The sequence below is a fragment of the Novosphingobium olei genome, assembly GCF_012927405.1.
In the GTDB taxonomy this organism is placed as follows: Bacteria; Pseudomonadota; Alphaproteobacteria; order Sphingomonadales; family Sphingomonadaceae; genus Novosphingobium; species Novosphingobium olei.
In genome coordinates, this window is record NZ_JABBGM010000002.1 from 38,954 (window position 1) to 63,854 (window position 24,901).

At 64.1% G+C, this 24,901-nt stretch carries 24 protein-coding genes; 12 read left to right on the forward strand and 12 right to left on the reverse strand.

The window, feature by feature from the left end; translation table 11 throughout:
• Nucleotides 1–53 precede the first annotated feature (53 nt).
• The 5 genes from HHL27_RS04200 to HHL27_RS04220 form a co-directional block, all read right to left on the reverse strand.
• Complete coding sequence (locus HHL27_RS04200) at nucleotides 54–581, reverse strand: terminase large subunit domain-containing protein (protein WP_169492153.1); 528 nt, start codon at nucleotides 579–581, stop codon at nucleotides 54–56.
• Nucleotides 568–960, reverse strand: coding sequence for a DUF5681 domain-containing protein (locus HHL27_RS04205; RefSeq protein ID WP_169492154.1), 393 nt, complete (start codon nucleotides 958–960; stop codon nucleotides 568–570). The genes HHL27_RS04200 and HHL27_RS04205 overlap by 14 nt, the downstream gene beginning before the upstream one ends.
• The gene (locus HHL27_RS22755; RefSeq protein WP_206069396.1) at nucleotides 947–2,308 is read right to left on the reverse strand and encodes a DNA methyltransferase; all 1,362 of its coding nucleotides are present in this window, start codon (nucleotides 2,306–2,308) and stop codon (nucleotides 947–949) included. The genes HHL27_RS04205 and HHL27_RS22755 overlap by 14 nt, the downstream gene beginning before the upstream one ends.
• 76 nt (nucleotides 2,309–2,384) lie before the next feature.
• Nucleotides 2,385–2,960: a hypothetical protein gene (locus HHL27_RS04215; RefSeq protein ID WP_169492155.1), complete on the reverse strand. Its 576-nt coding sequence runs from the start codon at nucleotides 2,958–2,960 to the stop codon at nucleotides 2,385–2,387.
• A 538-nt stretch (nucleotides 2,961–3,498) separates the two neighbouring features.
• Nucleotides 3,499–4,440, reverse strand: a complete 942-nt coding sequence (locus HHL27_RS04220; protein WP_240959373.1) for a GlxA family transcriptional regulator — start codon at nucleotides 4,438–4,440, stop codon at nucleotides 3,499–3,501.
• A gap of 125 nt (nucleotides 4,441–4,565) precedes the next feature.
• Between HHL27_RS04220 and HHL27_RS04225 the strand changes: the two genes are divergently transcribed.
• From HHL27_RS04225 to HHL27_RS04235, 3 genes are read left to right on the forward strand one after another with little or no spacing between them, the layout of a single operon-like run.
• On the forward strand, nucleotides 4,566–5,366 hold the full coding sequence (locus HHL27_RS04225; RefSeq protein WP_169492156.1) for an SDR family NAD(P)-dependent oxidoreductase: 801 nt from the start codon (nucleotides 4,566–4,568) through the stop codon (nucleotides 5,364–5,366).
• Nucleotides 5,367–5,409: 43 nt separating this feature from the next.
• Nucleotides 5,410–6,174 (forward strand): SDR family oxidoreductase, encoded by a 765-nt coding sequence (locus HHL27_RS04230; RefSeq protein ID WP_169492157.1) that lies wholly within the window; start codon nucleotides 5,410–5,412, stop codon nucleotides 6,172–6,174.
• Between the two features lie 38 nt (nucleotides 6,175–6,212).
• Entirely contained in the window at nucleotides 6,213–6,740 is a 528-nt protein-coding gene (locus tag HHL27_RS04235) for a carboxymuconolactone decarboxylase family protein (RefSeq protein ID WP_169492158.1), read from the forward strand.
• Between the two features lie 144 nt (nucleotides 6,741–6,884).
• Here HHL27_RS04235 and HHL27_RS04240 read toward each other — a convergent pair whose 3' ends face one another.
• Genes HHL27_RS04240 through HHL27_RS04250 form a run of 3 tightly spaced genes read right to left on the reverse strand, consistent with a single transcriptional unit; the run spans nucleotide 6,885 to nucleotide 10,590 of the window.
• The gene (locus HHL27_RS04240; protein WP_169492159.1) at nucleotides 6,885–7,937 is read right to left on the reverse strand and encodes a sugar phosphate isomerase/epimerase family protein; all 1,053 of its coding nucleotides are present in this window, start codon (nucleotides 7,935–7,937) and stop codon (nucleotides 6,885–6,887) included.
• A complete protein-coding gene (locus HHL27_RS04245) occupies nucleotides 7,937–9,085 on the reverse strand; it encodes a Gfo/Idh/MocA family protein (RefSeq protein WP_169492160.1) in 1,149 nt (382 codons plus the stop codon). Before HHL27_RS04245 ends, HHL27_RS04240 begins: the two co-directional genes overlap by 1 nt.
• Nucleotides 9,085–10,590 (reverse strand): MFS transporter, encoded by a 1,506-nt coding sequence (locus HHL27_RS04250; RefSeq protein ID WP_169492161.1) that lies wholly within the window; start codon nucleotides 10,588–10,590, stop codon nucleotides 9,085–9,087. Before HHL27_RS04250 ends, HHL27_RS04245 begins: the two co-directional genes overlap by 1 nt.
• A 377-nt stretch (nucleotides 10,591–10,967) precedes the next feature.
• Here HHL27_RS04250 and HHL27_RS04255 point away from each other — a divergent pair, with 377 nt between their 5' ends.
• Nucleotides 10,968–13,100 (forward strand): TonB-dependent receptor, encoded by a 2,133-nt coding sequence (locus HHL27_RS04255; protein WP_169492162.1) that lies wholly within the window; start codon nucleotides 10,968–10,970, stop codon nucleotides 13,098–13,100.
• Between the two features lie 222 nt (nucleotides 13,101–13,322).
• Here HHL27_RS04255 and HHL27_RS04260 read toward each other — a convergent pair whose 3' ends face one another.
• Genes HHL27_RS04260 through HHL27_RS04270 form a run of 3 tightly spaced genes read right to left on the reverse strand, consistent with a single transcriptional unit; the run spans nucleotide 13,323 to nucleotide 16,121 of the window.
• On the reverse strand, nucleotides 13,323–13,814 hold the full coding sequence (locus HHL27_RS04260; RefSeq protein ID WP_169492163.1) for a flavin reductase family protein: 492 nt from the start codon (nucleotides 13,812–13,814) through the stop codon (nucleotides 13,323–13,325).
• A gap of 37 nt (nucleotides 13,815–13,851) precedes the next feature.
• Complete coding sequence (locus HHL27_RS04265) at nucleotides 13,852–15,537, reverse strand: GMC oxidoreductase (protein WP_169492164.1); 1,686 nt, start codon at nucleotides 15,535–15,537, stop codon at nucleotides 13,852–13,854.
• Nucleotides 15,534–16,121, reverse strand: coding sequence for a gluconate 2-dehydrogenase subunit 3 family protein (locus HHL27_RS04270; RefSeq protein ID WP_169492165.1), 588 nt, complete (start codon nucleotides 16,119–16,121; stop codon nucleotides 15,534–15,536). Before HHL27_RS04270 ends, HHL27_RS04265 begins: the two co-directional genes overlap by 4 nt.
• Nucleotides 16,122–16,265: 144 nt before the next feature.
• Between HHL27_RS04270 and HHL27_RS04275 the strand changes: the two genes are divergently transcribed.
• From HHL27_RS04275 to HHL27_RS04300, 6 genes are all read left to right on the forward strand, one after another.
• A complete protein-coding gene (locus HHL27_RS04275; protein ID WP_169492166.1) occupies nucleotides 16,266–17,279 on the forward strand; it encodes a LacI family DNA-binding transcriptional regulator in 1,014 nt (337 codons plus the stop codon).
• 266 nt (nucleotides 17,280–17,545) lie between these two features.
• Nucleotides 17,546–18,349, forward strand: coding sequence for a sugar phosphate isomerase/epimerase family protein (locus HHL27_RS04280; protein ID WP_169492167.1), 804 nt, complete (start codon nucleotides 17,546–17,548; stop codon nucleotides 18,347–18,349).
• Nucleotides 18,346–18,540 carry a hypothetical protein gene (locus HHL27_RS04285; RefSeq protein ID WP_169492168.1) on the forward strand — a complete coding sequence of 65 codons (195 nt, stop codon included), beginning with the start codon at nucleotides 18,346–18,348 and terminating at the stop codon, nucleotides 18,538–18,540. Before HHL27_RS04280 ends, HHL27_RS04285 begins: the two co-directional genes overlap by 4 nt.
• Nucleotides 18,537–19,919 (forward strand): amidase, encoded by a 1,383-nt coding sequence (locus tag HHL27_RS04290; RefSeq protein WP_169492169.1) that lies wholly within the window; start codon nucleotides 18,537–18,539, stop codon nucleotides 19,917–19,919. The genes HHL27_RS04285 and HHL27_RS04290 overlap by 4 nt, the downstream gene beginning before the upstream one ends.
• 30 nt (nucleotides 19,920–19,949) lie before the next feature.
• Nucleotides 19,950–21,032, forward strand: a complete 1,083-nt coding sequence (gene rutA / locus HHL27_RS04295; protein WP_169492170.1) for a pyrimidine utilization protein A — start codon at nucleotides 19,950–19,952, stop codon at nucleotides 21,030–21,032.
• Nucleotides 21,033–21,146: 114 nt separating this feature from the next.
• The gene (locus HHL27_RS04300) at nucleotides 21,147–21,734 is read left to right on the forward strand and encodes a malonic semialdehyde reductase (RefSeq protein ID WP_169492171.1); all 588 of its coding nucleotides are present in this window, start codon (nucleotides 21,147–21,149) and stop codon (nucleotides 21,732–21,734) included.
• Between the two features lies 1 nt (nucleotide 21,735).
• Here the strand turns inward: HHL27_RS04300 and HHL27_RS04305 are convergent, their stop codons facing one another.
• Nucleotides 21,736–22,950 (reverse strand): MFS transporter, encoded by a 1,215-nt coding sequence (locus tag HHL27_RS04305; protein ID WP_169492172.1) that lies wholly within the window; start codon nucleotides 22,948–22,950, stop codon nucleotides 21,736–21,738.
• 137 nt (nucleotides 22,951–23,087) lie between these two features.
• Here HHL27_RS04305 and HHL27_RS04310 point away from each other — a divergent pair, with 137 nt between their 5' ends.
• Entirely contained in the window at nucleotides 23,088–24,338 is a 1,251-nt protein-coding gene (locus HHL27_RS04310) for an amidase family protein (RefSeq protein ID WP_169492173.1), read from the forward strand.
• Nucleotides 24,339–24,470: 132 nt separating this feature from the next.
• Nucleotides 24,471–24,860, forward strand: coding sequence for a nuclear transport factor 2 family protein (locus HHL27_RS04315; RefSeq protein WP_169492174.1), 390 nt, complete (start codon nucleotides 24,471–24,473; stop codon nucleotides 24,858–24,860).
• Nucleotides 24,861–24,901: the final 41 nt, after the last annotated feature.

Genomic DNA, 24,901 nt, shown 5'->3' on the forward strand with positions numbered 1-24,901 from the left:
GGCCGCGAGGTAACTGTGCCATCAAACCAATCGTTGGTTGATCGGCGCCGCGCCTAGGAACGCGCTTCACTCGGTTTGAGGGCATCATCAACGATGATTAGGTTGCCACCGCGGCCAGTTAAGGTCCCCTCGACCGACGTGGCGAGCCGAGATCCCCCGCAGGACGTCTGCAGTTCACCAAGGCTCTCGCGCTTGCTGGCAAGGCGGGTGGGAAAAGTTTCCTGGTACCAGGCTGTTTCCATCAGTCTGCGCGTGTCACGCGACATCTTCTTGGAGAGATCATTGGCATAGGTGGCATTGATGATTTGGGCGTGCGGATTGCGACCAAGCAAGAAGGCGGGGAGAGCTACAGAGCAAACCAACGATTTGCCGTATCGCGGCGGCACGTTGATGATCAGTCGTCGGCGTTTTCCATCGATGACGTCCTGCAGACGCGATGCAATGAGGTCCAGATAAGGGTGCCAAAGAATGGTCGTCGTTGGGAGCAATGCCTTCATCGCGCCCCGACAAAAGAAGGGAAACGACCTGCGCGAAAAAGCGCGCAGGTGTTCCGTTGCAAGGTTCAGATCAGGCGCAGCCATCTTGATCCGTTTCAGCGGACTGGTTGAGCATCTGAATAAGCTCGCTCATCAAGTGATCATCGACCGAGCTTGCTTGGGCTACATCGAAAGACCCATTGCTCTGCTCACGCATAAAGGCAAAGATCAGCGCTGCAGCATGACGATCACCCGAAAGTGCTTTCTTCATTTGCAGTCGAAGAAAGACTTTCCCAGTGGTCATACGCTTAGATTTTCCTCCTTCGTTGACCACCAACGTTTCTGCTAGCAGCTCGTCAAGCTGCTCTGCGAGCGAGGCCTTTTTCCGGTGTTTGCGTCCTTTGAAACCCGAGGTTCCTTTCTGAAAGCGGGTGTGAAGGGGCGGTTTGCGGTAGCCCACCGCGTAAGGTTCACTGACTGACATGGTTTTGCTCTCCAGCTTTGATCGAGCGACGTTCAGCAGTGACTTGTTGGAAAGTCAGACCAGTCGGGATGTGGATCGCGTCTTCGCCACTGTGACGTTGGAAGCGGGCCATAATTGTGTCGACATAGGCGGGATCTAGCTCGCAACCGTAGCAGCGCCGACCAACGCGCTCGGCGGCTATGATGGTCGTGCCCGAGCCCATAAAGGCGTCAAGAACGAGATCGCCACGCTTCGACACATCCAAGATTGCATCGGCAATCATTCTGACAGGTTTTGGCGTGCTGTGCAGCGCGAGGAGGTCGCCTTCGTCGGAATGACGGAAGGACCGTATGCCTGGATACCGCCAGACGTTCTCACGATTTCGGCCAAATTTGCCTAGCTTTACGTTGTTGATGTGCTTGGCGCGTCCAGATTTCCATACGAAGATGAGCTCGTGAGCGGAGCGATATAGCGAGCCCATCGAGCCAACACCTTTGTCCCAAACCACCATGTTTTTGAGTTCGGTGAACGCTGCGTTGCCGGCTGCTTGCATTTCTCCCAGGCTTCTCCAGTCGATGAACGTGTAGTGCATCGAACCGGACACAGAGTTCTTTGCGAGGTGGTGAAAGCTTGTTTCCAGAAAGCTTTGAAAGCCGGAGCTGTCGAGCTCGCCGCTGGCCATAACGAAATCGCCGTGCCGAATTTTTCCGAGCCCGGACACATGCCCGGCAATCGGTACATTATACGGAACGTCCGATATGCTCATGACCGCCTTTTCGCCGTTCATGAGCTTGGTCCAGGTGTCCGCTTCAAGGGCTGAGCCGCACGCGAGACGATGGGCGCCAAGCTGCCACAGATCGCCCAGCTGACTAATTGGTGAGACTGGCTTGGTATCTGTCAGCGCGTCGTCCGGGTCAGCCGCATCAGGGGCTGCTGGCTGATCGAGCAAGACGTCGATCTCCCCGACCGAAAAGCCGGTCAGCTCAAGATCAAAAACGTCTGGCTCGAGCTGCAAAAGGTTGAAGTTCTCGATCAGCAGGTCTTCGCTGAAATTGCTCATCTCGCCGAGCTTGTTGTCAGCCAGCATGAATGCACGGCGCTCGCCCGGCGTTAGGTGACTGACTCGCACGGTCGGGACATCTGTCATCCCGATCGACTTCGCCGCCTCAACTCTGCCGTGTCCCGCGATGATGGTGTTTTCGTCATCGACGAGGATCTGACCGAGAAATCCAAACTTGGCGATCGCTCGAGCAAGAGCTTTGATCTGACTGGCAGGATGAAGGCGAGGGTTGAGGGGATCGGGCTTTAGGGAAGCTAAGGGAAGATATTCAATCTTCTGCCGAAGCTCAGAGAATGCTGCAGAAATCACAGTCGGTGCTCCTTGTGTAAAATTACATTTATATGTGCAAAGCCTCTCGGTCCTGGCGGCGGATAGATCTATCTTTCTAGCTGTTGGATACCTCGAGGGCCCATGCGGTACACACGATCATCAGCCGGCTCAGCGGGATCAAAGCTCGACTTTCGCCATCGGGAAATCGTTCGACTGGATCGAAGAGCTCCACCTTAAGGGCCTTATCATCCAACCAGGCGACATCGAGTTTGCCCCACTTTTCGCTACGCCGATCGTGCACCCGCACAAAGTAACTATCCCCGAGCAATGGGCGCTGCTTGCCACGGCTTTTGACCCAGGGCTGGCTCAGCACGTTATCGGGGAGGTTGAACCAAGCCTTTTTGACATTCTTGCGGAATTCTTCGCGCTCGTTGACAAGAACAGCTGCTATGTCCTTGGGCCGGGAGCGAAGGCTCAGCGCCCGTAAAGCAACAGCCGTCTCGACCAAGTCGTAGAAATTGTACCGCAGGTGATACCCCGACCCGCTCGGGGTTTGTGCGCTTGATGGTATCCCTAACCGGCGTAGATAGCGTGACTGGTCGCGCCGAACAGAGTCTGGCTCCTGACCTTCGCCGATCGCCCAGAGCATTTGGCCGTAGGACAAATCAAGATCGGGCAAGGTCTGAGGCACGCGCGGCTCCAAATGTGGAATTACATTTAGCCTCTCACGTTTCCACGTCTCCGTCAATTGCTGAGATTCGGGCCCTCCATTGCGCTTGAAGAAGAGACGTTACCGCACGTGCTGTTTCCCTATAGTGAGCGCCGAATTCCCTAGCCGCAATCGCGGGAATTTTGATGCTGAGGCTGCAGTTTTCTGCGGGCGCGTTATGCCGCTCGACCGATCGAAAGCAGCAAAATCCGAAAATTCCCTGCAACTTTCGCTAGATCAGGGAATTTGCCGTCTGAGATCGGTCCGCTACAGACTGCGTCGCGCACCAGACAGTCAGCACGAAACACTGATCTTTGCCTTCGGGCACCTTTGGGTGCTTGGGCGAACACGATGTCCCTTTGCCGGATGGCTTGTCGTGGCCTGAATCCGGGGAGCGCAAGTCTAGTTCCTGGACGTGCGCCGTGAGCTCTCTTTCCCGGCCGAGCTTCCTGGCTGCAGCCCGAACGCTCGCTCCTTCCTACTCCTGTCGGATGACAGGTCCGCACAGGGCAAGGCCCGTTCAAGCCACCTTGGCCTGTCGGCGCAGGGTCTGCGGTGGTTGGCCATATTGGCGCATGAACGCCTCGCGCATGCGGCGGATGTCGACGAAGCCGGCCTCGCGCGCGATCTGGTCCATCGGGTGGCGGGTTTCCTCGATCATCAGGCGCGCAGCCTCGAGCCGCATCTGCTCGACAGCCTTGGCCGGCGTTTGCCCGGTTTCCGCGCGAAAGGCGCGGGCGAACTGGCGCGGGGATAGCGCCGCGACTTCGGCCAGTTCCTCCACCGTCAGCGGATTGGCAAGGTGAGCCTTGGCAAAGAGCACGGCCTTCTGGATGCGGTCGCTGCTCGGGGCCAGTTCAAGCAGCTCGGAGTGCTGCGATTGGCCCCCGGCGCGGCGATGGTGCATGACAAGGCGGCGGGCGATGGCACCGGCCACGTCGCGCCCCAGATCCTTCTCGATCAGGGCGACAGCTAGGTCGAGCCCCGCCGTCAATCCTGCGGAGGTCCACACCGAGCCCTCGTTGACGAAGATGCGATCGTCCTCGACGCGCACGTTGGGGAAGTCCTCGCGCATCTGGCGGGCATAGGACCAGTGCGTTGTGGCGCGGCGGCCATCGAGCAGCCCCATCTGTCCTAGCAGAAAGGCGCCGGTACAAAGCCCTGCCACGCGCCGGGATTCGCGTGCCATGGTGCGCAGGGTTTCAAGCGTGGCTTCGTCTTGCCGGGGCGGCGGCTGCAGGCCGGCGAGCAGCAGTAGGGTATCGACCTGCCCGACATCTGCCAGTGGCACGGTGGGCACGGCAAAGCCGCTGGACGAGGTGATCGGGCCGCCTGCGACCGAAGCGATCGACAGGGTGTAGTAGGGCTCACCCTTGACGACATTGGCGAGTTCGAATGCGGCCTGCACGCCCAATGCCAGGAACTGGAAGCCGGGGGTGAGCACCATGGAAACGTGTGGCATGCGACCTCCGTGCGTAATGTCCTAAAAACGTAGCTTATACGTCATATCAGCCATGACGGTTCGCGTCCATAAGGTTCGTGTCGAGAGCGATGGTGCTCTCCCCGACACCAAAAAGGACAACGAAAATGACCACTGCTTCCAAGGGAACCGCTCTCATCACCGGCGCATCGACCGGCATCGGCGCGATCTATGCCGACCGCCTCGCTGCCCGCGGCTACGACCTCATCCTCGTCGCCCGCAACAAGGACAAGCTGCAGGCGCTCGCCGCACAGATTTCGGACAAGACCGGCCGATCGGTCGAAGTGCTGGCCGCTGACCTCGGCGATGCAGCCGATCTCGCCCGGGTGGAAAAGGTATTGCGCGAAGATGCCAGCGTGACCGCGCTGGTCAACAACGCCGGGATCGGCACGCACACCACGCTGCTGGAAAGCGATGTCGAGAAGATGGCGGCGATGGTGCAGCTCAATGTCACGGCGCTGATGCGGCTGACTTACGCTGTGGTCCCGGGTTTCGTGGCGCGCGGCGGCGGCGCGGTGATCAACATCGCCTCGATCGTCGCGGTCGCTCCCGAGCTGCTCAACGGCGTCTATGGCGGCACCAAGGCGTTCGTCCAGGCCTTCACCACCTCGCTCAACCACGAACTGGCCGACAAGGGCATCCGCGCACAGGCCGTGCTGCCCGGCGCCACCCGCACTGACTTCTGGGCGCTTGGCGGGCTGCCGGTCGAGCATCTGCCGACCGAGATCGTCATGGACGCCGAAGACATGGTGGATGCGGCGCTGGCCGGGTTCGATCAGGGCGAGATCGCCACGATCCCGGCGCTGCGCGACATCGAACTGTGGAACGCCTTCGAGGCTGCCCGCGCCGCGCTCGGCCCTCAGCTTTCCGCCACCCGGTCCGCCCCGCGTTTCGGCGTCGCGGCCTGATCCCTCCCCCCTGTCATCCTCTCCCAATCAAAGGTCCAATCCCATGAAACTCACCGGAAACACCATCTTCATCACCGGCGGCACCAGCGGTATCGGCCGCGGCCTGGCCGAGGCGCTCCACAAGCTCGGCAACCAGGTGATCATCTCGGGCCGCCGCACCGCTTTGCTCGACGAGGTGACCGCCGCCAACCCGGGCATGGCCTCGATCCAGCTGGACGTGACCAGCCTCGACAGCATCCGGGACGCCGCAAGCGAGCTGACCCGTCGTTTCCCCGACCTCAACGTCGTGTTCAACAACGCAGGCTTCATGCCGTTCGACGACGTGAGCGGGCCGGTGGACGACGATCTGGCGCAGGAGCTGATTACCACCAACCTGCTTGGCCCGATCCGGGTGACCTCCGCCCTGATCGAGCATTTGAAGACCAAGGCGGAAGCGACCGTGCTATATACCAGCAGCGTGCTTGCCTTCGTGCCCATCGCCAGCAATGCGATCTATTCCGCCACCAAGGCCGCGCTCCATTCCTACGCGCTGTCGCAGCGGTTCCAGCTGCGCGGCACCGGGGTGCGGGTGCAGGAGATCGCACCGCCGTGGGTCGATACCGACCTGATCTACAGGAGCGGCGATCCGCGCGCGATGCCGCTGCCTGATTTCATCGAGCAGACACTGGTAGCGCTGGCAACCGATGCGCCCGAGGTGATCGTCGATGGCATCAAGGCGATGCGGGACAACCCCGGAGCGGGCGAGCACGCCCTGTTCGAAGCCTTCAACCAGAGCCTTGTCGAAAACCCCATCCCGACCGGCGCCTGAGTGGCGGGCGGCTCCACCAAAATCGAAAGGAAATCATCATGTCCCGTATCGTCATCCCCGAAACGGCTGCGGCTCCAGCAGGATCGCAAGCCACGCTTGAGGCCATCAACGCCAAGCTCGGCCGGGTGCCCAACTTCTTTCGAGTACTGTCCAACAGCCCCGCCGTCATCACTGCCCATGCAGCGCTGAACCAGGGCCTCGGCAAGGCGCTCGACCTCAAGACCCGCGAACGCATTGCCCTGGCCGTGGCGGCGGTAAACGGCTGCGAATACTGCGATGCAGCCCACACCTTCACCGGCCACACCTTCGCCAGGCTGAGCCGGGAGGAAGTGGAGCTTGCGCGCCAAGGCATGTCGGATGATCCCCACGCCGCGGCCGCTGCTGCCTTCGCCCGCAAGGTGGCTGAGGCCCGGGGCAAGGTGACTGCCGATGACCTCGCAGCGATCCGCGATGCCGGGTTCAGCGACGCGCAGATCGTCGAGATCGTGGCGGTCGTCGCCGAGAACTTCTTCACCAACCTCATCAACAATGTGGCCGAAACCGAAGTGGACTTTCCCGCGATCTAGGGCTCCGACCACGACAGCGGATATTGCGGCCCCGTGCGGTTTCAGATCGCACGGGGCCGCAACCATGAGGTACTGCTGTGGCATCAGGCCAGAGCGCCGCCTGTGCGAGAAGGGGCAAGCTGTCTGGCTAGTCGACAGCCATGATCAGAAGCCCATCAGCTTGCGGTTGAGCGCGCGGTACGAGCCGCTGTCGGCGAAATCGTCGAAGGCGCGGTCCGTGGTGCGGATGATGTGGCGTGCGATGAACGGCGCGCCTTCGGCCGCGCCCTGTTCGGGATGCTTGAGTGCGCATTCCCATTCGAGCACGGCCCAGCCGGCGTAGTCGTACTGGGCGAGTCTGCTGAAGACCTGCCCGAAATCGACCTGCCCATCGCCCAGGCTGCGGAAACGGCCGGGACGATCGACCCAGTTCTGGTAACCGCCATAGACGCCGATGCGGCCCGAGGGGCGGAACTCGGCGTCCTTCACGTGGAAGCACTTGATGCGTTCGTGGTAGATGTCGATGAAGGCGAGGTAATCGAGCTGCTGCAGCACGAAGTGGCTGGGATCGTAGAGGATGTTGGCGCGCGGGTGGTTGCCGGTGCGCGCAAGGAACATCTCGAAGGTGATGCCATCGTGAATATCCTCGCCGGGATGGATCTCGAAGCCGATGTCGACGCCGTTTTCATCGAACACATCGAGGATCGGCTTCCAGCGCCGCGCGAGCTCGTCGAACGCGTCCTCCACCAGCCCCGCCGGGCGCTGCGGCCAGGGATAGAAATAGGGCCAGGCGAGCGCGCCCGAGAAACTGGCGTGGGTGGTAAGGCCAAGGCGGCGACTTGCAACGGCGGCAAGGCCCATCTGCTCTACCGCCCAGGCCTGCCGCGCCTGCGGGTTGCCGCGCACTTCGGGAGCGGCGAAGCCATCGAACAGCGCATCGTAGGCAGAGTGCACCGCCACCAGCTGGCCCTGTAGGTGGGTCGACAGCTCGGTGATGGCAAGGCCCTTGGCGGCGAGCTTGCCCGTCACTTCGTCGCAGTAGTCCTGGCTCTGCGCGGCCAGCGCCAGATCGAACAGGCGCGTATCGTTCGATGGCAGCTGCAGACCCTTGTAGCCAAGCGCAGCAGCCCAGTCGGCAATCGCGTCGAGCGAATTGAACGGGGCCGCATCGCCTGCAAACTGGGCGAGGAAAATGCCGGGGCCCTTGATCGTGCGCATCAGTCCTCCCTCAGGGCGCGCCATTCACGGGCGCGAGCGCTTTCAAGCGCCTTGGCAATGAAAGCCATGCTGCGCACGCCATCGACGATGCCCGGGACGTCGGGCGAGGGTAAGCCCGCGCGAATGCCAGCAGCGAAATCGCTGTAGATATTGGCGAACGCCTCGATGAAGCCCTGCGGATGCCCGGCAGGAAGGCGCGGGCTGGCAAGGCCGGCACTGGTTTCGCCGGCATGATAGGTCGCCGTCGGTTCCCCGGGCCGCTCGAGCACGAGCTCCTCGCTGGCTTCGTGTCGCCAGATCAGCCCCCCGGTTTCACCCCAGACCTTGAGCGTTAGGCCGTTGCGCGCACCGGTAGCGACCTGCGATGCATGGAGCACCCCGGGCGCACCGTTGGCGAAACGCAGCAGCACGTTGCAATCGTCATCGAGCGTGCGGCCGGGAACGATGCTGGACAGGTCGGCACACAGGTCGGTCACGGACAGCCCCGCGACGTACTCGGCAAGATTGAATGCGTGGACGCCGATGTCGGCGACGCATCCCCCGACGCCCGCCTGGCCGGGATCGGTGCGCCAACCTGCCTGCTTCTGGTCCTGCTCTGCTTCGAGGGGGCGCCACAGCCAGCCTTGTGTGTAATCGACCACGACCTTGCGCACCGCGCCGATGGCGCCTTGCGCCACCAGTTCGCGCATCCTCCGCACAAGCGGGTATCCGGTGTAGGTGAAGGTGAGGCCGTAGTGCGCATGAGCGCGTGCGGCGAGGGTACGCAGCGCGATCGCTTCATCGAGCGTGGCCGTCGCCGGTTTGTCGGAAAGGACGTGGAAGCCTGCTTCCAGCGCGGCGCTGGCGATGGCGAAGTGGGTTGCGTTGGGCGTGACTATTGCGACCAGTTCCGCGCCGTCCGGTCGCGTTGCCTCGGCCGCGAAAAGGGCGCGGTAGTCGCTGTGGCACCTTGCGGGATCAAGTCCCCAGGCAGCGCCGGCAGCGCGGGATCGGTCAGGATCGCGGCTGAAGGCACCGGCTACCAGTTCGACCTTGCGATCCAGCTCCGCGGCCATGCGATGGACCGGGCCGATGAAGGCGCCGGGACCACCGCCCACCATCGCGAGGCGGACGGGCGCGGAAAGGCCAGAGGTCGGCGGTACCGTCATCATCCGGCTTCCGGCGCGTTCGCGGGCAGGACGACCGGTCGATAGCCGCCGCGGCGGCGGAACAGCAGGATGAGGCCGAGATAGCTAGCCAGCATGAAGGCCGGGAGAACCGCGACCGTGCGCAACGCGTCCTTCTTGGCCGCGCCGCCGATCGACGCCAGCAGTTCCGCGTCGGGAGGCGGTGCCGCCGCGGCAGCGGTCGGGTCTAGCGCGCGGTAGCTTCCCGTGAGCGCGCCGGCGCGGGTAGTGAGGTATCGATGCGACAGCGCGGTTCCCTGCGCGAGATCGTGAGCTTCGATCGCTCGTGCGGTGCCGATGTCCTGCACTGTGCCGAGCAGGGCAGAACCGATGATCCCGGCGGCAAGCATGCCGGCGCCGGCGACGATGTTCATCGTCACCGCCCCGCCGCGCGGAAACTGCTCGGAGGAAATGGCAAGGCTGGTCCCCCAGAAGAAGCTTTTGCCGATGCCGTACACGGTGGCCGCCAGAAGGAGCGCCGGTCCGTTCGCGCCCGCGAGTAGAAGCAGGCCGACGGCCGTGACCGCAGAAGCTGCCGCAAGGGTGCCCAGCGGGGTGAGGCGCGCGATCACCGAGCCTGCAATGAGGCGGATGCCGAACACGACCAGCGACGCATAGACGAGAACCCAGCCGGCCTGAAGGCCAAGGGCGTGCATCTGCGGCTCCATCAGCGAACTGATCCAGCTGTCGGTCGAAAGCTCGGTAATTGCGAGGGGGATCATCAGCAGCACGAGCACGATGTAGAGCGGGCGTCCGGCACTGCGGGCAAAGGCGGCGAACGCCCCGGTTAGCACCGCGACTGCCGCCAGCACGGCCAAGGGCGAGAGCGCGAGCAGGCGGCCGATCTCCAGCATGATCAGCGTGGCAATCACGAGGGCGCTGCCCCATCCGGCCTCTGCCAGCATCTCGCGATAGGATACGCCCGAGGCGACTCGCTCGCTCAATGGAAAGCGGGCCGATGGCAGCATCGCAGCATAGGCAAGGACCGGCAGTGCCATCAGCGCGACCTTCACTTGCCAGGCGGTGGCGTCACCCAGAGCCATGGCGAGCACGCCCCCCGCGATCATCCCGCCGGGCCATGCTGCATGGAGGCGATTGAGCCAGCGAGGCTTGTCCTCATGGAACAGGGTCGCGATCAGCGGGTTGGCCGCGGCTTCCACCGCACCGTTGCCCAAAGCCATCACGAACGTGCCCAGATAGAGCCGACCGTAGCCAGTCGCCGTTAGCAGGACGAGCAGTCCGCCTGCGTGGCACAGGGCAGCAAACCAGAAGGTCGCCTTGAAGCCGACCCGGTCGATGACGAGGCTGAACAGGACGATGGTAATGGCGAAGGGCCACAGACCCGCGCCGAGCAGCTCGCCCTTCTGCGTCTCGCTCAGGGCAAACGCGCTACCCCACTGGTCGACGACCAGCGCCCGCAGGATGAAGCAGAACGACGTTGCGGTGATCGCCGCGAATGACAGGCTGAACAGGCGCTGGCGTGGCATGGTTCCCTCATCCGAAGTGTTTTGATGTAAATGTTTACATAATTCGACGTTGTCAACCGCGACCGACCTGCGCGACCTCATGGAAAGCGGCCCATCCAGTGGTTCGGGCAGGTAAGCGACATAAAAAGGGTGGCAGGTCCCCCAAATTGGATGTTGCAATCCGTCACAAACGCGATAGCTTCAAGAATGAAAACGTTATCATCGAACATTGCCGCGGATGAGCCAGCGTTATTGCGGATGCGTTCGGGGCAATGAGCTCTGTTTGGCCAGCCGCCGTGGGCGGCGTCAAATAAAGCGGTAAAAACGTTTTACGACGATTGTGAAGCCAAGACAGGCAGGGGCGCGCTGGCTGCGCGTGAGAAGAAGGGGTCTCGAAGATGGTTGCCAGAATTCTCGTTGGAAACAGCGTGTCGGTAGCGGCAGTGGCCGCAGCCCTCGTGCTCGCCGCACCTGCCGTTCACGCGCAGGAGGCAGCCGTGGGCGCTTCCGAGGGTGGTCTGGGTGAAATCGTGGTCACTGCCGAAAAGCGGCAGAGCACCGCGCAGAAGACTCCGATCGCTATGACGGTGGCGACCGGCGCCCAGCTGACCGCGAACGGCGTGTCGGACGTCAACAGCCTGACCAATGTCGCGCCCACGTTGAACATCGCGCAGAACAACCAGAACACGCTGATCACGATCCGCGGTGTTTCGAGCCGCGACTACACCGAGACCGGCAATCCCGCCGTCGCGCTCAGTATCGACAATTTCTATCTTCAGAACGGGACCGCACTCAACGTCGGCTTTTTCGATCTCGAACGGATCGAAGTGCTGCGGGGCCCCCAAGGCACCCTTTACGGTCGCAACGCCACTGCCGGTGCGATCAACATCCAGACTGCCAAGCCGAAGGACCAGCTCGAGGGCAATGTTGCGCTGGAATACGGCTACAAGAATCTGCTGATCGGCGAGGGCATGATCAACTTGCCGCTGTCGGACTCGCTGAAGCTGCGCGCCGCCTTCTCGGTGCACCAGCGCGATCCCTACCGCGACAACGGCTCGCTGCGTTCCAACAGCGGCGTGGTGACCAAGGGCGGCAACGACGACGTGAGCCAGGCCGCGCGCGTCCACCTCGCCTATGAACCTGCCGGCACCGGATTCACTGCGCTGCTGACCGGCGAATACACACACGTCGGCGGGGTAGGGGCGGTGCTGAAGGGCGTGCCGTACAGCGACGTGGTGAATGGCGAACTCAAGATCGGGTCGGACCGCAAGTGGGAGCTCAACAACCAGGGCTACATCGATCTGACGATCAAGAATGCGCGCTGGAACTTCAACTATGACGCGGGCCCGGTCACGCTGTCCTACTTCGGCGGCTATCGCGACCAGAAGCTGCGCCGGTCGAACGATCAGGATGGCGGCACGGCATTCAACTATGCATTCCCGACCGACGGCAAGACCGAAACGCAGAACCACGAACTGCGCCTTGCCTCCAATTTGTCGGGACCGTTCGGCTTCCAGACTGGCCTGTACTATTTCAAGGAGCAGGGTCAGGCGCTGACCTACTTCCAGGTCCTCGGCGGGGCGACGCCCTTCAATTTCTACACATTCGACTATGACACCGGCTCGCGGTCCTATGCCGCATTCGGCCAGGCCTGGTACGAGATCACCCCGGGGCTGAAGATCGAAGCGGGCGCGCGCTACACCAAGGAAAAGAAGAGCCAGGTCGGCTACAACATCATTGCCGGAACCTACACCGCGGTGAACGCGAAGTATGAAGGCGGCAAGGACACCTACCACATCGGCATCAACTGGCAGGCGACGGCGGACAATCTCGTCTATGCCAAGTACGATACTGGCTTCAAGGCGGGCGGTTTCCAGAACGGCTTCACCTTCGGCCCTGAAACCATTCGCGCGTTCGAGGCTGGCGTAAAGAACCGCTTCTTCGGCCGCACGCTCGAAGTGAACCTGTCGGGCTTCCTGTACAACTACGTCGATCTGCAGGTGCAGCAGAACGATCCCGTCACGGCGATCTCGCGCGTCTTCAACGCAGGCAAGGCCCGGATCTATGGCGGCGAGCTCGAAACCACATGGCGCGCGACGCCAGACGACCAGATCGACCTGACGGCCGCCTACCTCAACGCGAAGTACAAGGACTTCTACACTGGTGGGGTCCAGTATGCGGGCAACGTCCTGCCACAGGCGCCGAAGTGGTCGCTGTCGGGCGGCTACAGCCACGACTTCCATATCGGCGATGGCAAGGTCACCGCGCGCATTCAGAGCCGCTACCAGTCGAAGTCGTATTTCACCTTCCGCAACTTCGAGACCGAGAAGCAGGACAGCTACACCAAGACCGACTTCATGCTGACCTACACGCCGGATGCGAAGAAGGGGCTGTCGGTCTCGGCCTACGTCCGCAACATCGAGGACTCGGTTATCCTGACGACGTCGGAAGAAGCCGGCTATGCCGGTGGTTACCTGGTGCAGTTCGCCGATCCGCGGACTTGGGGCGTACGGCTTTCCTACGCCTTCTGATTACGGTTCCTGGCCACGGCCCGCTCGTGCTTCTCTCCCGGCACGAGTGGGCCGACGGCCAGACAGCGGCGAGCAGGTCCCCCATACTGCTCGCCGCTCGATTCTGGGGAGCGCGCCTCATGACGCCAGATGCCTGTGATGGCGGCTGTCTTCGATCTGGACAGAGTTTCGAGCGTAGCGAAGCTCGCCCCCGCGACAGGCTATGTCTGAAATGTCGCGCCGTTATGGATGCACAGGGTGGACGGTGGCGAAGCGGCCATCGCACCAGGCGAGCGGCGAGACATCGTCCCGCATTTCGATAGAATCAACGCGTCCCACGATGATGCTGTGCGTGCCATAGGCGAAAGTCGCATCGCGCTTGCACAGGATCGAAGCTTGCGCATTTTCGAGTAGCGGGATGCCTGCTGCGTCGAAGCGCCAATGGGGGCCGGCGAAGCGCTCCGCCTTGCGGTCGGGATCGGCAAAGACACCGGCGATGGCCTGCTGATCCTGGTGCAGGATCGCGATACGGAAAGCCTCGGTTGCCGTCAGATCGGCGTGCATCGACGCCGACGTGTTGACGCAGACGAGCAGGCTGGCGGGTTGTGTCGAAAGCGAACAGACCGCCGTCGCCGCCATTCCCAGCGGGCCTTGCGGTCCGGCCATGGTCACGATGTTCACGCTTGCGGCAAGGCGCCGCATCGCGAGCTTGAAGGCCTGGTCGATGCTGGTCATCCGGCTGCTCTTGCGAAGGGTTTGAACGGGCGCGCGATCACAACCTGCCAGCCTGCATCTGTTCGACCGCGTACGCTGCGGCGCGCGCGGTCAACGCCATGTACGTCAGCGACGGGTTCTGGCAGGCCGACGAGGCCATCATTGCGCCATCGGTGACGAACAGGTTGGGCACGTCGTGCGCCTGGTTGTGCGCGTTGAGCACCGAGGTCGCCGGATCGTGGCCCATGCGCGCGCCACCCATCTCGTGGACGGCGGACCCGGCAAGATCCGGTTCGGCAACGCTGGCGAGAATGCTGCCACCCAGCAGGCCGAGCATCGCGCGTGCCTCGCTCGCGGCGTCGGAAAGAAGCGCGCGTTCGTTCTCGCCCTGGTGCAGGCGGATATCGAGCTGCGGCATGCCCCATGCATCGGTCGCCTTCGACAGCGTCACCCGGTTGTCCGCGCGCGGCAGGCACTCGGCGAAGGCGACCATGAAGATCCGCCATTCACCCGGTGACGCCAGCTCGCGCCGCAGGGACGGTCCGACGCCGGGCAGGTGCACGCCGCGCGGCCAGTTGGCGCGGATGCCGACGCCCTGGTAGCTGTAGCCGCGCACGAAGCGGGGATCGGCGGTGTCGAGGTTGCGGAAACGCGGGATCACGAAGTTGGATGGCCGGTTGCCGAAGTACGTCCTGTCCTCGAGCCCCGGCGCCGTCGCGATCCCGGCCACGGCCGTCGCGTGGTCCATGATGAAGCGACCCAGCACGCCGCTGCGGTTGGCAAGCCCTTGCGGAAAGCCTTCGCTCGACGAACGCAGCAGCACGCCGACGGAGTTGAAAGAGGAGGCGTTGAGGAAGAAGATTCGCGCCGCATAGCGATGGCGCGCGCGCGTGCGGGCGTCGATGCAGTGAACCGCCACCGCTCGCCCCGTCTTCGGATCATGCTCGATCCGTTCCACGATCATGTCGGTCTGAAGCGTGAGGCGTCCGGTCTTGCGTGCCGCCGGCAGGGTCGAACTCTGCGTCGAGAAGTAGGCGCCATAGCTGCAGCCGCGCGCGCAGAGGTAGCGGTACTGGCACTGCGCGCGGCCTTCGTCCTCCTTCGCGACGGTTAGATTGGCCGAACGCCCCGGGATCAGCCGACGGTCGGGGTAGGCTGCGGCGATCCGGCTCGCGAGAGCCTTCTCGCCCGCGCTTAGCGGCATGGGCGGCTGGAATTCCCCGTCGGGAAGCTGCGGCAGGCCTTCGTGGCTGCCGTTCACACCGATGTAGCGCTCGACATGATCATACCACGGCGCGATGTCGGCATAGCGGATGGGCCAGTCCGTGCCGTGGCCATCGCGCGCGTTGGCAGAAAAGTCGTAGTCGCTCCAGCGCTGGCACTGCCGTCCCCAGGTGAGCGAGCGCCCGCCCAGCTGGTAGCCGCGCCGCCACTGGAAGGGCTTGTCGCTGCTGGTCTGGTAGGGATGGTCCGCATCGTTGACGAAGTGGTCCATCGTGTATTCGTCGAAATTGGTGCCCTTCTGCTGCACCGCATATTCACGATCCAGAAGGTCCTGATCGCCATAGCCGCGGAACGGCATCTCCCACGGCGCCTTCAGCTCGTTTGCATAATCGGCCTGGTGCTCGATGGCACGGCCCCGCTCGATCATCAGCACCTTCAGGCCGCGTTCGGTCAGCTCCTTGGCGGCCCAGCCGCCGGAGATGCCCGAGCCTATTACGATCGCGTCAAATGTGTCGGTCATGAAAACCAGATCGCCAGCCAGTCGTTGGAAAGAGGATGGGGATGATCGCCGATCGGCAAATCCGGGTCCCAGCGGCCCGGGACAAGCTGGAACGCAAGATCGCCGGCGCCACCTTTTTCGGAGGTGTACCATGCCGTCAGCACGGCACGCTTCAAGGTCTGCCAGGACTGCCCTGTCTCTGCATCGACCGCGCGGCTTGCCGCGGGCGCCCTTCCGAAGGCTGCGGCGTCAAGCGACGCCAGCGCGGCGTAGCGCTGAGCGAGATCACGTCTCAGGAACTGCCCTTGCACGGCCTGATCAAGCCACCTGCCTACGCGTTGGACATCGTCGACGGTCAGGCCGCGCCAGCGCGAGGGCAAGACCGAAGCGATGAATGCGCCCGGTCTTGCGACCCGCGATCCGGGCAGGACGAGATCGGAGACTTCGTCGATCAGCGGCGTGAGATCGGCAGGATCGATCGCGGCGTTTTGCGCGATTCGGGGCGTGGCGAGGGCAAGGGCGCCAACAGCCGCGGTGCCGCACAGCAATTCGCGGCGGGAAAGCGAATGAGCTGGCGAAGGAGCAGAAGTGGCAACGCTTGTCATGGCGAGCCGAAGCTATGGCCGGAAAACTGCAATGTAAACATTTTCATTCCTGGTTCTTCCCTCCTTTTTCGGATCACGGCAGGCTTGCGGGGCGAGCGGCAATCGGCAAGGTGAAGTTCCGTTTTCTCATGTGAAGGACTGCGCATGTCCAACATCAAGGACATTGCTGCCAAAGCTGGTGTCTCGATCGCGACCGTTTCCCGGGCCCTTCGCCAGCCCAATCTCGTCAAGGAAAAGACCGCGCTCAAGATCCGTGATGCGATCGAAGCTCTTGATTACAAGCCGAACATGCTTGCCGCGTCGTTGCGGCGACAGAAGGCCGATGCCGTGATCATCGCGGTGCCCAGCATCCACAATCCGTTCACATCGGCCTTCGTCCAGGGTGTCGAGAACGTCGCGCGCGAAAATGGCACCAAAGTGCTGCTCGCGCTGACCGAAGGGCGGCAGGATCTGCTCGACCGGCATTACGAAATGATCGCGGGCAAGCAGGCGGATGGATTGATCCTGCTTGACGTGATCTCGCCTTCGGCCCTTGCAGGACAGACACCGGGCGACGACCCGTTGCCGATCGTTCTTGCCTGCGAATACGACAGCGCGGTCGACCAGCCGCGCGTCAGGGTGAACGACCTCGAGGCCGCGGCCGAAATCGCGGCACATGTCGCATCGCTCGGCCATCGCCAGATCGCCATTCTGTCGGGGCCATCGGCACAGCGAATGAGCCGCGATCGCCAGCGCGGTTTCCGGCTGGGATTGCGGCGCGCCGGGATCGAAGAGGATGACGCACTTGTCGTCGGGGGCGATTACTCGCTCCGGTCGGGCGTCGCGGGCGCAAACGCCCTGCTTGATTCCGGGCGCAAGTTCACGGCGATTCTTTGCGAGAACGATGAAATGGCGCTTGGGGCGATCCACGCGATCGCGGCCCGCGGCCTGCGTGTTCCGGACGATATAAGCGTCACCGGCATCGACAACCTGCGCTTTGCCGAATTCGCCAATCCCGGTCTCACGACGATTGCCTTGCCGAACGAGCAGATCGGCGAGGAAGCGATGCGGCTTATGCTGGACTTTGCGATCGATCCGGACGGCGCGCGGCGCGAGGTCGTGGTGCCGCACCGGCTGATCGTTCGGGGGAGCACCGCCGCGCCAACCCCTCGCATGTGAGCCAGCCGACAAGTTGGTTGCCGGCCAACCCTTTTAAAGACGCTCGCGTATTGCCCTTGACTTGACCGATCCAACCCTCAAAATGAAAACGTTTCCATTTGAGGGTTTGCATGCACCGTCGTCGTTTCCTGTCGTTGTCCTGTCAATCCGGCGCTGCCTTGGCTGCGGCGTCGCTGCTGCCCGGTTGTGCAAGTTTGCCCGCTGTTTCCGGTGGCGCGGGGCCGGCGCCGTCGCCGATGCGTCCGGGGCTTCAGCTGTTTACGGTGATGAAACTCCTCGATCAGGATTTCGATGGAACACTCGCGGCGGTTGCGGCGATCGGCTACCGCGAAGTGGAGACGGTCGGCGCATTTGACCGCGATCCCGCCCAGGTCGCCGACGCGCTGGCAAGGCACGGGCTGACCACGCCCTCCCAGCACCTCATGCCGGGTAACCTCTATCGCGACTTCTCGCTCTACAATCGCGGCGGCCTGTCGTGGGACGAGATCGTCCGGCGCTTTGCGATCGCGTTCGACTTCGCCCAGGTCGACCGCTTCATCGCCGAGGCCATCGAGCGGGCCACCAGGCTCGGCCAGCGATACATCACGTGGCAGACCAACTGGCAGAAGCAATACGGCCTTGCCGAACTGAAGCAGCACATTGCGGCGTTCAACAGGGCGGGGGCGCTGTGCCGGAGCGCGGGTCTGCAGTTCGCGTTCCACAACCACAACCTCGAATTCGCGGTCATCGACGGCATGCCCGGGTACGACCGCATGGTGATCGAAACCGACCCCGACCTCGTCAAGCTTGAGCTCGATTTCATGTGGATGACGGCCGCCGGGGCCGACCCGGTCGCCTATCTCGAGCGGTTCCCGGGGCGCTACCGGATGACCCACCTCAAGGACCGTACGGCGGACGGCCGGATCGCGATCCCAGGCACCGGGGTCGAGAATTTTCCCCGCCTCATCGCGGCGAGCGAGAAGGCCGGCATCGAGCATGCTTTCGTCGAATTCGACCAGCCGGTCGATCCGCTCAACGAAATTACGGCCGCGTGGAAGTACCTCGTAAGCCTGAAGGGCATGCGGGCGTGACCGAACCGAAGACCTGGCTTGTCGAAGCGTTGGGGATAACCGCGCTTCCCGGCGACGAAGAGCGCCTGCGGCTGCATTGGCAGGCCGATCAGGCGCTCGTCACCCGGGCGCTCGAAGCAGCCGGAAGCGATGGCGCGCCTTCGTTCTTCGACCGGCCCCAGCGCCTGTTCGACGGGCTCGTCCGCCGATGAGCGACGCGCTGGCGGACCTCGACCTGGTCGCGCTGGCAGATGCCATCGCCGCGGGAGACGTGACGGCAGAGGCCGCAACGTCGTCCGCGCTCGAAGCGGCGACGAGACATTCCGCTCTCAACGCCGTCGTCCGGCTTGATCCCGAAGGCGCTCTAGAGGCGGCGCGCGCCGCGGACCGCCGCCGCGCCGCCTCGGGCGTCAGCGGGCCGCTGCATGGGGTGCCGCTGGCGCATAAGGACATGTTCTACCGCGCCGGCCGCGTCACCGGGTGCGGCTCGATCATCCGTCGCGACTTCGTGGCGACGACCACGTCCTCGTTGCTCGAGCGGCTCGATGTCGCAGGGGCGATCGAGATCGGACAGCTCCACATGGCCGAATTCGCGATGGGACCCACGGGGCACAACGCCCATCTCGGCCGCTGCGGCAATCCCTGGAACCCTGCGGCCATCAGCGGCGGCTCATCGTCCGGATCGGGCGCGGCGGTGGGCGCGCGCATCGTCGCGGGCGCGCTCGGGTCCGATACGGGCGGTTCGGTTCGCTTGCCCGCCGCCCTTTGCGGGGTGGTGGGATTGAAACCGACCCACGGATTGCTGCCGCAGGACGGAATGATGCCGCTGTCCGAAAGCCTCGACACCGCCGGCCCGCTGGCGCGCTCGTCGCGCAGCGTCGCGCGGCTGCTAGGCGTGCTGACGGGCGGCGCATGCGACTATGAAGCCGCGCTGGCGCAGGACCTGCGCGGCATCACCATCGGCAGGCCGACCGGCTACTTTGCCGAAGATCTCGATCCGCCGGTGGCCACGGCCTTCGATGACGCCCTGCGTTGCCTGGCCGACCTTGGCGCGCGCGTTGTCGATGTGGCCTTTCCGGACGGCGAGCAATACGCCGAGATGGCCGCGCTGGTCTGGGCGCCGGAGGCGGCCGCCCAGCATCTCTCGTGGTTGCGCGACCGACCCGGCGACTATGGCCCGCAGGTGCGCAACCGTCTGCTGCACGGGCTCGCGATTCCGGCGGTGCACCATGTCCTTGCCCGGCGCTTGCGCGGATCGCATCTCGCTGCCGTCCTCGCCGGGCCGTTCAGCCTGTGCGACGTGATCGCCACCCCCGCGATGCGGACGGTGACGCCGATCGCCAGTGCGGTTGAAGCCGATTCCGGCCCGGCGATGGACCGCGTCGTCGGCGGATTGTCCGCCTTGACCCGCCCGGTGTCCTATCTCGGCCTGCCCGCGCTGGTAACGCCGATGGGGCACGATGCCCGCGGCCTGCCGATGGGCCTGCAACTGATCGCTCGCCCACAGGACGAGCAGAGCCTCCTCACGATCGGCGCCTGCTTCGAAGCAGCCACCCGCCACCTCGATCGTCGACCCCCTTCTGCCCCCTGAACCGCAGATTTTCTGAAGGAGACCGTGCACATGGAAATCGGAGTCTTCATTCCCATCGGAAACAATGGCTGGCTGATCTCGAAGAACGCGCCACAGTACATGCCGAGCTTCGATCTCAACCGCGAGGTGGTCCAAAAGGCGGAAGGGTATGGTTTCGACTTCGCGCTTTCGATGATCAAGCTGCGCGGCTTCGGCGGCGAGACCAGGTTCTGGGACTACAACCTCGAAAGCTTCACGCTGATGTCCGCCCTCGCGGCGGTGACGACGAGGATCAAGCTGTTCGCGACCACGGCCGTGCTGACCCTGCCGCCTGCGATCGTCGCGCGCATGGCCGCCACGATCGATTCGATCGCGCCCGGCCGGTTCGGCATCAACATCGTCTCGGGTTGGGCGAAGGGCGAATACGATCAGATGGGCCTCTGGCCCGGCGACGCCTACTTCGGATACCGCTATGATTATTCCGAGGAGTATGTCCAGGTCCTCAAGGACCTCTGGCAGGACGGCAAGTCCGACTTCCAGGGCAAGTACTTCCAGATGAGCGATTGCAAGCTCGGTCCGCAGCCCCAGGGCAAGATCGAGATCGTCGGCGCCGGCCAGTCCGACCGGGGCATGGACTTCGTCGCCAACTACGGTGACTACAACTTCGTCACCTGCGGCGGCATCAACCAGCCGCGCCAGCACGCCCCCGTCGTCGAAAAGCTCGTAGAGGCCTCGCGCAAGTCGGGCCGCGACGTCGGCGCCTACATCCTGTGCATGGTCATCATGGGCGAAACCGACGAGGAAGCGATGGCCAAGTGGGAGCACTACAAGGCCGGCGCCGACATGGGCGCGCTCGCCTGGATGGCGGACCAGGGATCGAAGGACACGACCTCCGACAGCAATTCCACCGCGCGCCACATCAACCTTCCCGAAGGCGCGATCAATTTCAACATCGGCACTTTCATCGGCAGCCATGCGACGGTCGCCCGCCTGCTCGACGAAGCGGCCTCGATCCCCGGCACCAAGGGCATCATGCTGACGTTCGATGACTTCCTGCAAGGGCTCGACGAATTTGCCGAACGCGTTCAGCCGCTGATGGAGTGCCGCGCGCACATCGTCTCCGAAAACGCCTGAGGCTCAAGGCGCACACAGATCCACCCGGGCTTGTCCCGGCCCTCGGCAGGTCCGTCGCTTCACCGCGCGGGCCTGCCCTTTTTTGCCGATCCCCAACAAGGAGACCCAAGTCCCGTGTCATCGCCACTCGATCAGGCTGCCCTCGCGCAGCTCTTCACCCAGGCCCGTTCGCGCAATGCCTGGCAGAAGGAATCCCTGCCCGAAGCCACCTGGCGCGACCTCTACGATCTGGTCAAGATGGGCCCGACCTCGGCCAACGTCAGCCCCGCGCGCTTCGTGTTCTGCGTGAGCGATGAGGCAAAGGCGCGGGTCGCGGCGCACATGTCCGGAACCAACGCCGCCAAGAGCATCGACGCCGCAGCGATCGTCATCGTCGCGCAGGATCTCGATTTCGCGCAGAAGATCCCGCAGCTGTTTCCGCATAATCCCGGCGCGCAGCACTGGTTCGGCGATCCGCAGGTGCGTCACGACACCGCCTTCCGCAACGCCACGCTGCAAGGCGCCTACCTGATGCTGGCGGCGCGGGCGCTAGGCCTCGATTGCGGCCCGATGTCGGGTTACGACCAGAAGGCGCTCGATGCCGATTTCTTTGCCGGCACGGCGGTTTCATCGAATTTCCTCTGCGCGATCGGACACGGCGTCGACACCCCGTTCGACCGCCTGCCGCGCCTGGCCTTCGAGGAAGCCTGCCAGCTGCTTTGATCTACCCCTTGGCGATGGTCCGGCGCTGCAGGGCCATCGCCATGCTGGCAAGGCCGCCCGCCGCGGTCAGCGCCGCGATGCAGGCGAAGGTCATGTCATAGCGGGCCGTCACCTCGTAGAGCAGGGCATAGCTCGACGGGCCCATCATCACCCCCAGGAAGGTATAGACCAGCGCTCCGCCCATCACTTGCCCGGTCATCCCGGGCGGGCTGAAGCGGGCGATTTCCGACATAGCGACCCCGTTCCAGCCCGACAGGCTGAAGCCCAGCGCCACCAGCAGGCCCACCTGCAAGAATACCGGCAACCGCATCAGGAAGGGCAGGGCGCAAAGCCCGGTCGTGCTCAGCAGACCGATCAGCGCCAGGATCGCGAAGCCCGATCCCGCCCGGTCGGCCAGCCAGCCCCAGCTGACGCGGCCCGCAGCGCCGCTGGCTTGGAGCGCGCCGCCCACCGCCGCGGCAGTCGCCAGCTTCCAGCCCTGATCCTCCACCAGCATCAGCACGATGAAGGCCGACAGTGAAAGTTGCGCGGCCGAATAGACCATGCCGACCAGCGACAGCACCAGCAGCGGTCGCGACTTCCAGACGAGGCGCTGCTCGGCCAGGAAGTTCGCCCGGAACGACCGGCGAGCGGCCGGTGCGTGGGGGGCGTCGCGATGATCCACCCACAGCTTGAGCGCAAGCGCTGCGGGCACGATGGCCGCCACAGCCAGCGTCCGCTGCCATCCGAATGCGGCATCGAGCGCGGGCAGGGAAAGGCTCGCCAGCACGGCCCCCAGCGGCACGCCCGCCTGCTTGATCGAGAACACCACGCTGCGCTTGGCGGGCGGGCACGCGGCATTGAGGATCTGGGACGATGCCGGGTTCTGCAGGCCGTAGCCGAGCCCGATCAGCAGCGATGCCACGATGCCGATCCACAGCGTGCTGGTGGCCAGCAGCACCAGTCCCGCCGCGAACAGCAGCAGGGTTACGATCTCGATGACATAGGCGCCGTGGCGCTGCAGCAGTGTCCCGGCGAGCGCGGATCCCAGCGCGCCAGCCATGTAGATCAGGCTGATCTGGTAGCCGACATAATGCGCATCGATGCCGAAGCCCAGTGCGGCGCGCGGCGCGATTGGCGCGAGCGCCAGCGCCACCGCCGTGGCGATGACCTGCACCAGCGTGGTGAGCACGAGGACGCGGAGAAGTGGGGCGTCATGCTTGCTCGAATTGTGCATCGCTGTCGGGTGCTCACCGGATGGAAACGACCGCCGGTTGCAGCAAGGCACACGGCAATGCAACCGCTTAATGAAAAGCTTTACATTAAGGGTGTCGTCCGTGATGCTGCAGGGGCCAGTGCAAAGGAGCGACATCCGTGGACTCACACAATTCCACACGCCCAGGGCGTCAGGACGCCTTGCGCGCGGCGATGCAGCGCATCGGCGTGCGCGACGCGCAAGTGCGCGCCTGGACACATCTCGATCCGGATGCGGCCGGGAAGATCTCCGAAGGAGGCAGTGGCGAAGGCGAGCGACCGCTGGAAGGGGTGACTGTCGGCGTCAAGGATGTGATCGATGTGGCGGGCATGCCTACCCGGCACAATTCGCCGCTGGGCTCAAGCTTGCCCGCGGTACTGGACGCGCCCTGCGTTTCGGTGCTGCGCTCTGCCGGCGCGATCATCGTCGGCAAGACCGACACGACCGAATTTGCCGCAGCGGGCCGCGATGCCGCCACGGCCAACCCGCACGACCTTGCCCGCACCCCCGGCGGCTCCTCGTCGGGCTCTGCCGCAGCGGTTGCCGATGGCCACGTCGACCTCGCCTTGGCGACGCAGACCGGCGGGTCGACAATCCGGCCGGCGAGCTTCTGCGGCATCTACGGCTTCAAGCCGACCTGGGGTCTGATCTCGCGGGAAGGGGTGAAGCTCTATGCCAACAGCCTCGATACCGTCGGCTTCCACGCGCGCGACCTCGGCCTGCTCCAGTGCGTCGCCGACGTCTTCGGATTTGCCCGCGCCTCCCTGCCGAATGGGCCCCTGCGCATCGCGATCTGCCGCACGCCCTGGTTCGAGCAGGCAGAGCCCGACACGCGAGCGGCACTTGCCGACGCTGCCCGAAGGCTTGCCGCAAGTGGCGTCGAGACCGCGGCCATCGACTTGCCGGGTGGGTGCGACGCGCTCGAACCCGCCTTCCACGCCATCCTCCATCGCGAAGGCGGGGCAGCCTTTCTCGATCTCGCACGCCGCGCGCCCGAACTGCTGCATCAGGATTTCCACCAGCGCGTGGCGAGCCCCGAGCGCTATGATGACGACGTCCTGCGCAGATCGTACGACATCGTCGCGCAATTGCGGGTGGCGGTGGAAGCGCTGTTCGCGCAGTTCGACGCGGTACTGGTACCGAGCGCGCCGGGGATCGCCCCGCTGGGACGCGGCCCGGGCAACCCCCTGTTCAACCAGCACTGGACGCTGCTGCACCTGCCGGTCCTCAACCTGCCGCTCTACCGCGCCAGCCACGGCATGCCCCTTGGCCTCAGCCTCGTCGGGCCGCGCTTTTCGGATGGGCGCCTGCTTCAGGCGGGGGAGCAACTGATCGCCCTTTTGCACGAACACCAGCCGTTGCCCGCCTGATTGAGCGCGTTCGGCTCGCGGCGAAACCCGCCCTGCAATGCCGCGCGGCAAAGAACGGGCAGTTTTCGGTCCCGACTGGCGCAGCGGGCAGGATTGCTTCAGTCTGTCCGCCTAGATCGTGGAGAGGAAACGATGGCCACTGAACCAACGCTTGCCGGCCAGCTTGTGCGCAATTTCGGCAACCCTTCGGCAATGGCCGGCCTCTATGCGCCCGACGTGGAATGGAGCCTGCCGCCGTCGCTGCCTTTTCCCGTGCCGATGAAGGGGATCGACGCGGTATCCGCGTTCAACCGCTCGGTCTGGGGCGAGGTCTATTACCCGGATTGCTCGGTCGAGATCCTCGACGAAACGGGGTCGGCCACATGCAGCGCGGTTCGCTTCATCTACCGCGCGCGATTCCGCGCCAACGATCTGCCGTACGAGAACGAATACACCCTGTTCGCCCGCCATGGCGAACAGGGCATCACCGAGGTTTTCGAATCCCTCGACCTGACCCGGCTGGCGCAGCAGGCGCCCGGCTGAAGGCAATGGGCGGGTCGCAAGCAGTACTTCCTTACAAAGAA

What these genes read in the sequence shown, in the direction of transcription:
- HHL27_RS04200 (WP_169492153.1), bottom strand. Translation starts at nt 581, where the DNA reads ATGGCTGCGCCTGATCTGAACCTTGCAACGGAACACCTGCGCGCTTTT.
- HHL27_RS04205 (WP_169492154.1), bottom strand. Translation starts at nt 960, where the DNA reads ATGTCAGTCAGTGAACCTTACGCGGTGGGCTACCGCAAACCGCCCCTT.
- HHL27_RS04220 (WP_240959373.1), bottom strand. Translation starts at nt 4,440, where the DNA reads ATGCCACACGTTTCCATGGTGCTCACCCCCGGCTTCCAGTTCCTGGCA.
- HHL27_RS04225 (WP_169492156.1), top strand. Translation starts at nt 4,566, where the DNA reads ATGACCACTGCTTCCAAGGGAACCGCTCTCATCACCGGCGCATCGACC.
- HHL27_RS04230 (WP_169492157.1), top strand. Translation starts at nt 5,410, where the DNA reads ATGAAACTCACCGGAAACACCATCTTCATCACCGGCGGCACCAGCGGT.
- HHL27_RS04235 (WP_169492158.1), top strand. Translation starts at nt 6,213, where the DNA reads ATGTCCCGTATCGTCATCCCCGAAACGGCTGCGGCTCCAGCAGGATCG.
- HHL27_RS04240 (WP_169492159.1), bottom strand. Translation starts at nt 7,937, where the DNA reads ATGCGCACGATCAAGGGCCCCGGCATTTTCCTCGCCCAGTTTGCAGGC.
- HHL27_RS04245 (WP_169492160.1), bottom strand. Translation starts at nt 9,085, where the DNA reads ATGACGGTACCGCCGACCTCTGGCCTTTCCGCGCCCGTCCGCCTCGCG.
- HHL27_RS04250 (WP_169492161.1), bottom strand. Translation starts at nt 10,590, where the DNA reads ATGCCACGCCAGCGCCTGTTCAGCCTGTCATTCGCGGCGATCACCGCA.
- HHL27_RS04255 (WP_169492162.1), top strand. Translation starts at nt 10,968, where the DNA reads ATGGTTGCCAGAATTCTCGTTGGAAACAGCGTGTCGGTAGCGGCAGTG.
- HHL27_RS04260 (WP_169492163.1), bottom strand. Translation starts at nt 13,814, where the DNA reads ATGACCAGCATCGACCAGGCCTTCAAGCTCGCGATGCGGCGCCTTGCC.
- HHL27_RS04265 (WP_169492164.1), bottom strand. Translation starts at nt 15,537, where the DNA reads ATGACCGACACATTTGACGCGATCGTAATAGGCTCGGGCATCTCCGGC.
- HHL27_RS04270 (WP_169492165.1), bottom strand. Translation starts at nt 16,121, where the DNA reads ATGACAAGCGTTGCCACTTCTGCTCCTTCGCCAGCTCATTCGCTTTCC.
- HHL27_RS04275 (WP_169492166.1), top strand. Translation starts at nt 16,266, where the DNA reads ATGTCCAACATCAAGGACATTGCTGCCAAAGCTGGTGTCTCGATCGCG.
- HHL27_RS04280 (WP_169492167.1), top strand. Translation starts at nt 17,546, where the DNA reads ATGAAACTCCTCGATCAGGATTTCGATGGAACACTCGCGGCGGTTGCG.
- HHL27_RS04290 (WP_169492169.1), top strand. Translation starts at nt 18,537, where the DNA reads ATGAGCGACGCGCTGGCGGACCTCGACCTGGTCGCGCTGGCAGATGCC.
- rutA (WP_169492170.1), top strand. Translation starts at nt 19,950, where the DNA reads ATGGAAATCGGAGTCTTCATTCCCATCGGAAACAATGGCTGGCTGATC.
- HHL27_RS04305 (WP_169492172.1), bottom strand. Translation starts at nt 22,950, where the DNA reads ATGCACAATTCGAGCAAGCATGACGCCCCACTTCTCCGCGTCCTCGTG.
- HHL27_RS04315 (WP_169492174.1), top strand. Translation starts at nt 24,471, where the DNA reads ATGGCCACTGAACCAACGCTTGCCGGCCAGCTTGTGCGCAATTTCGGC.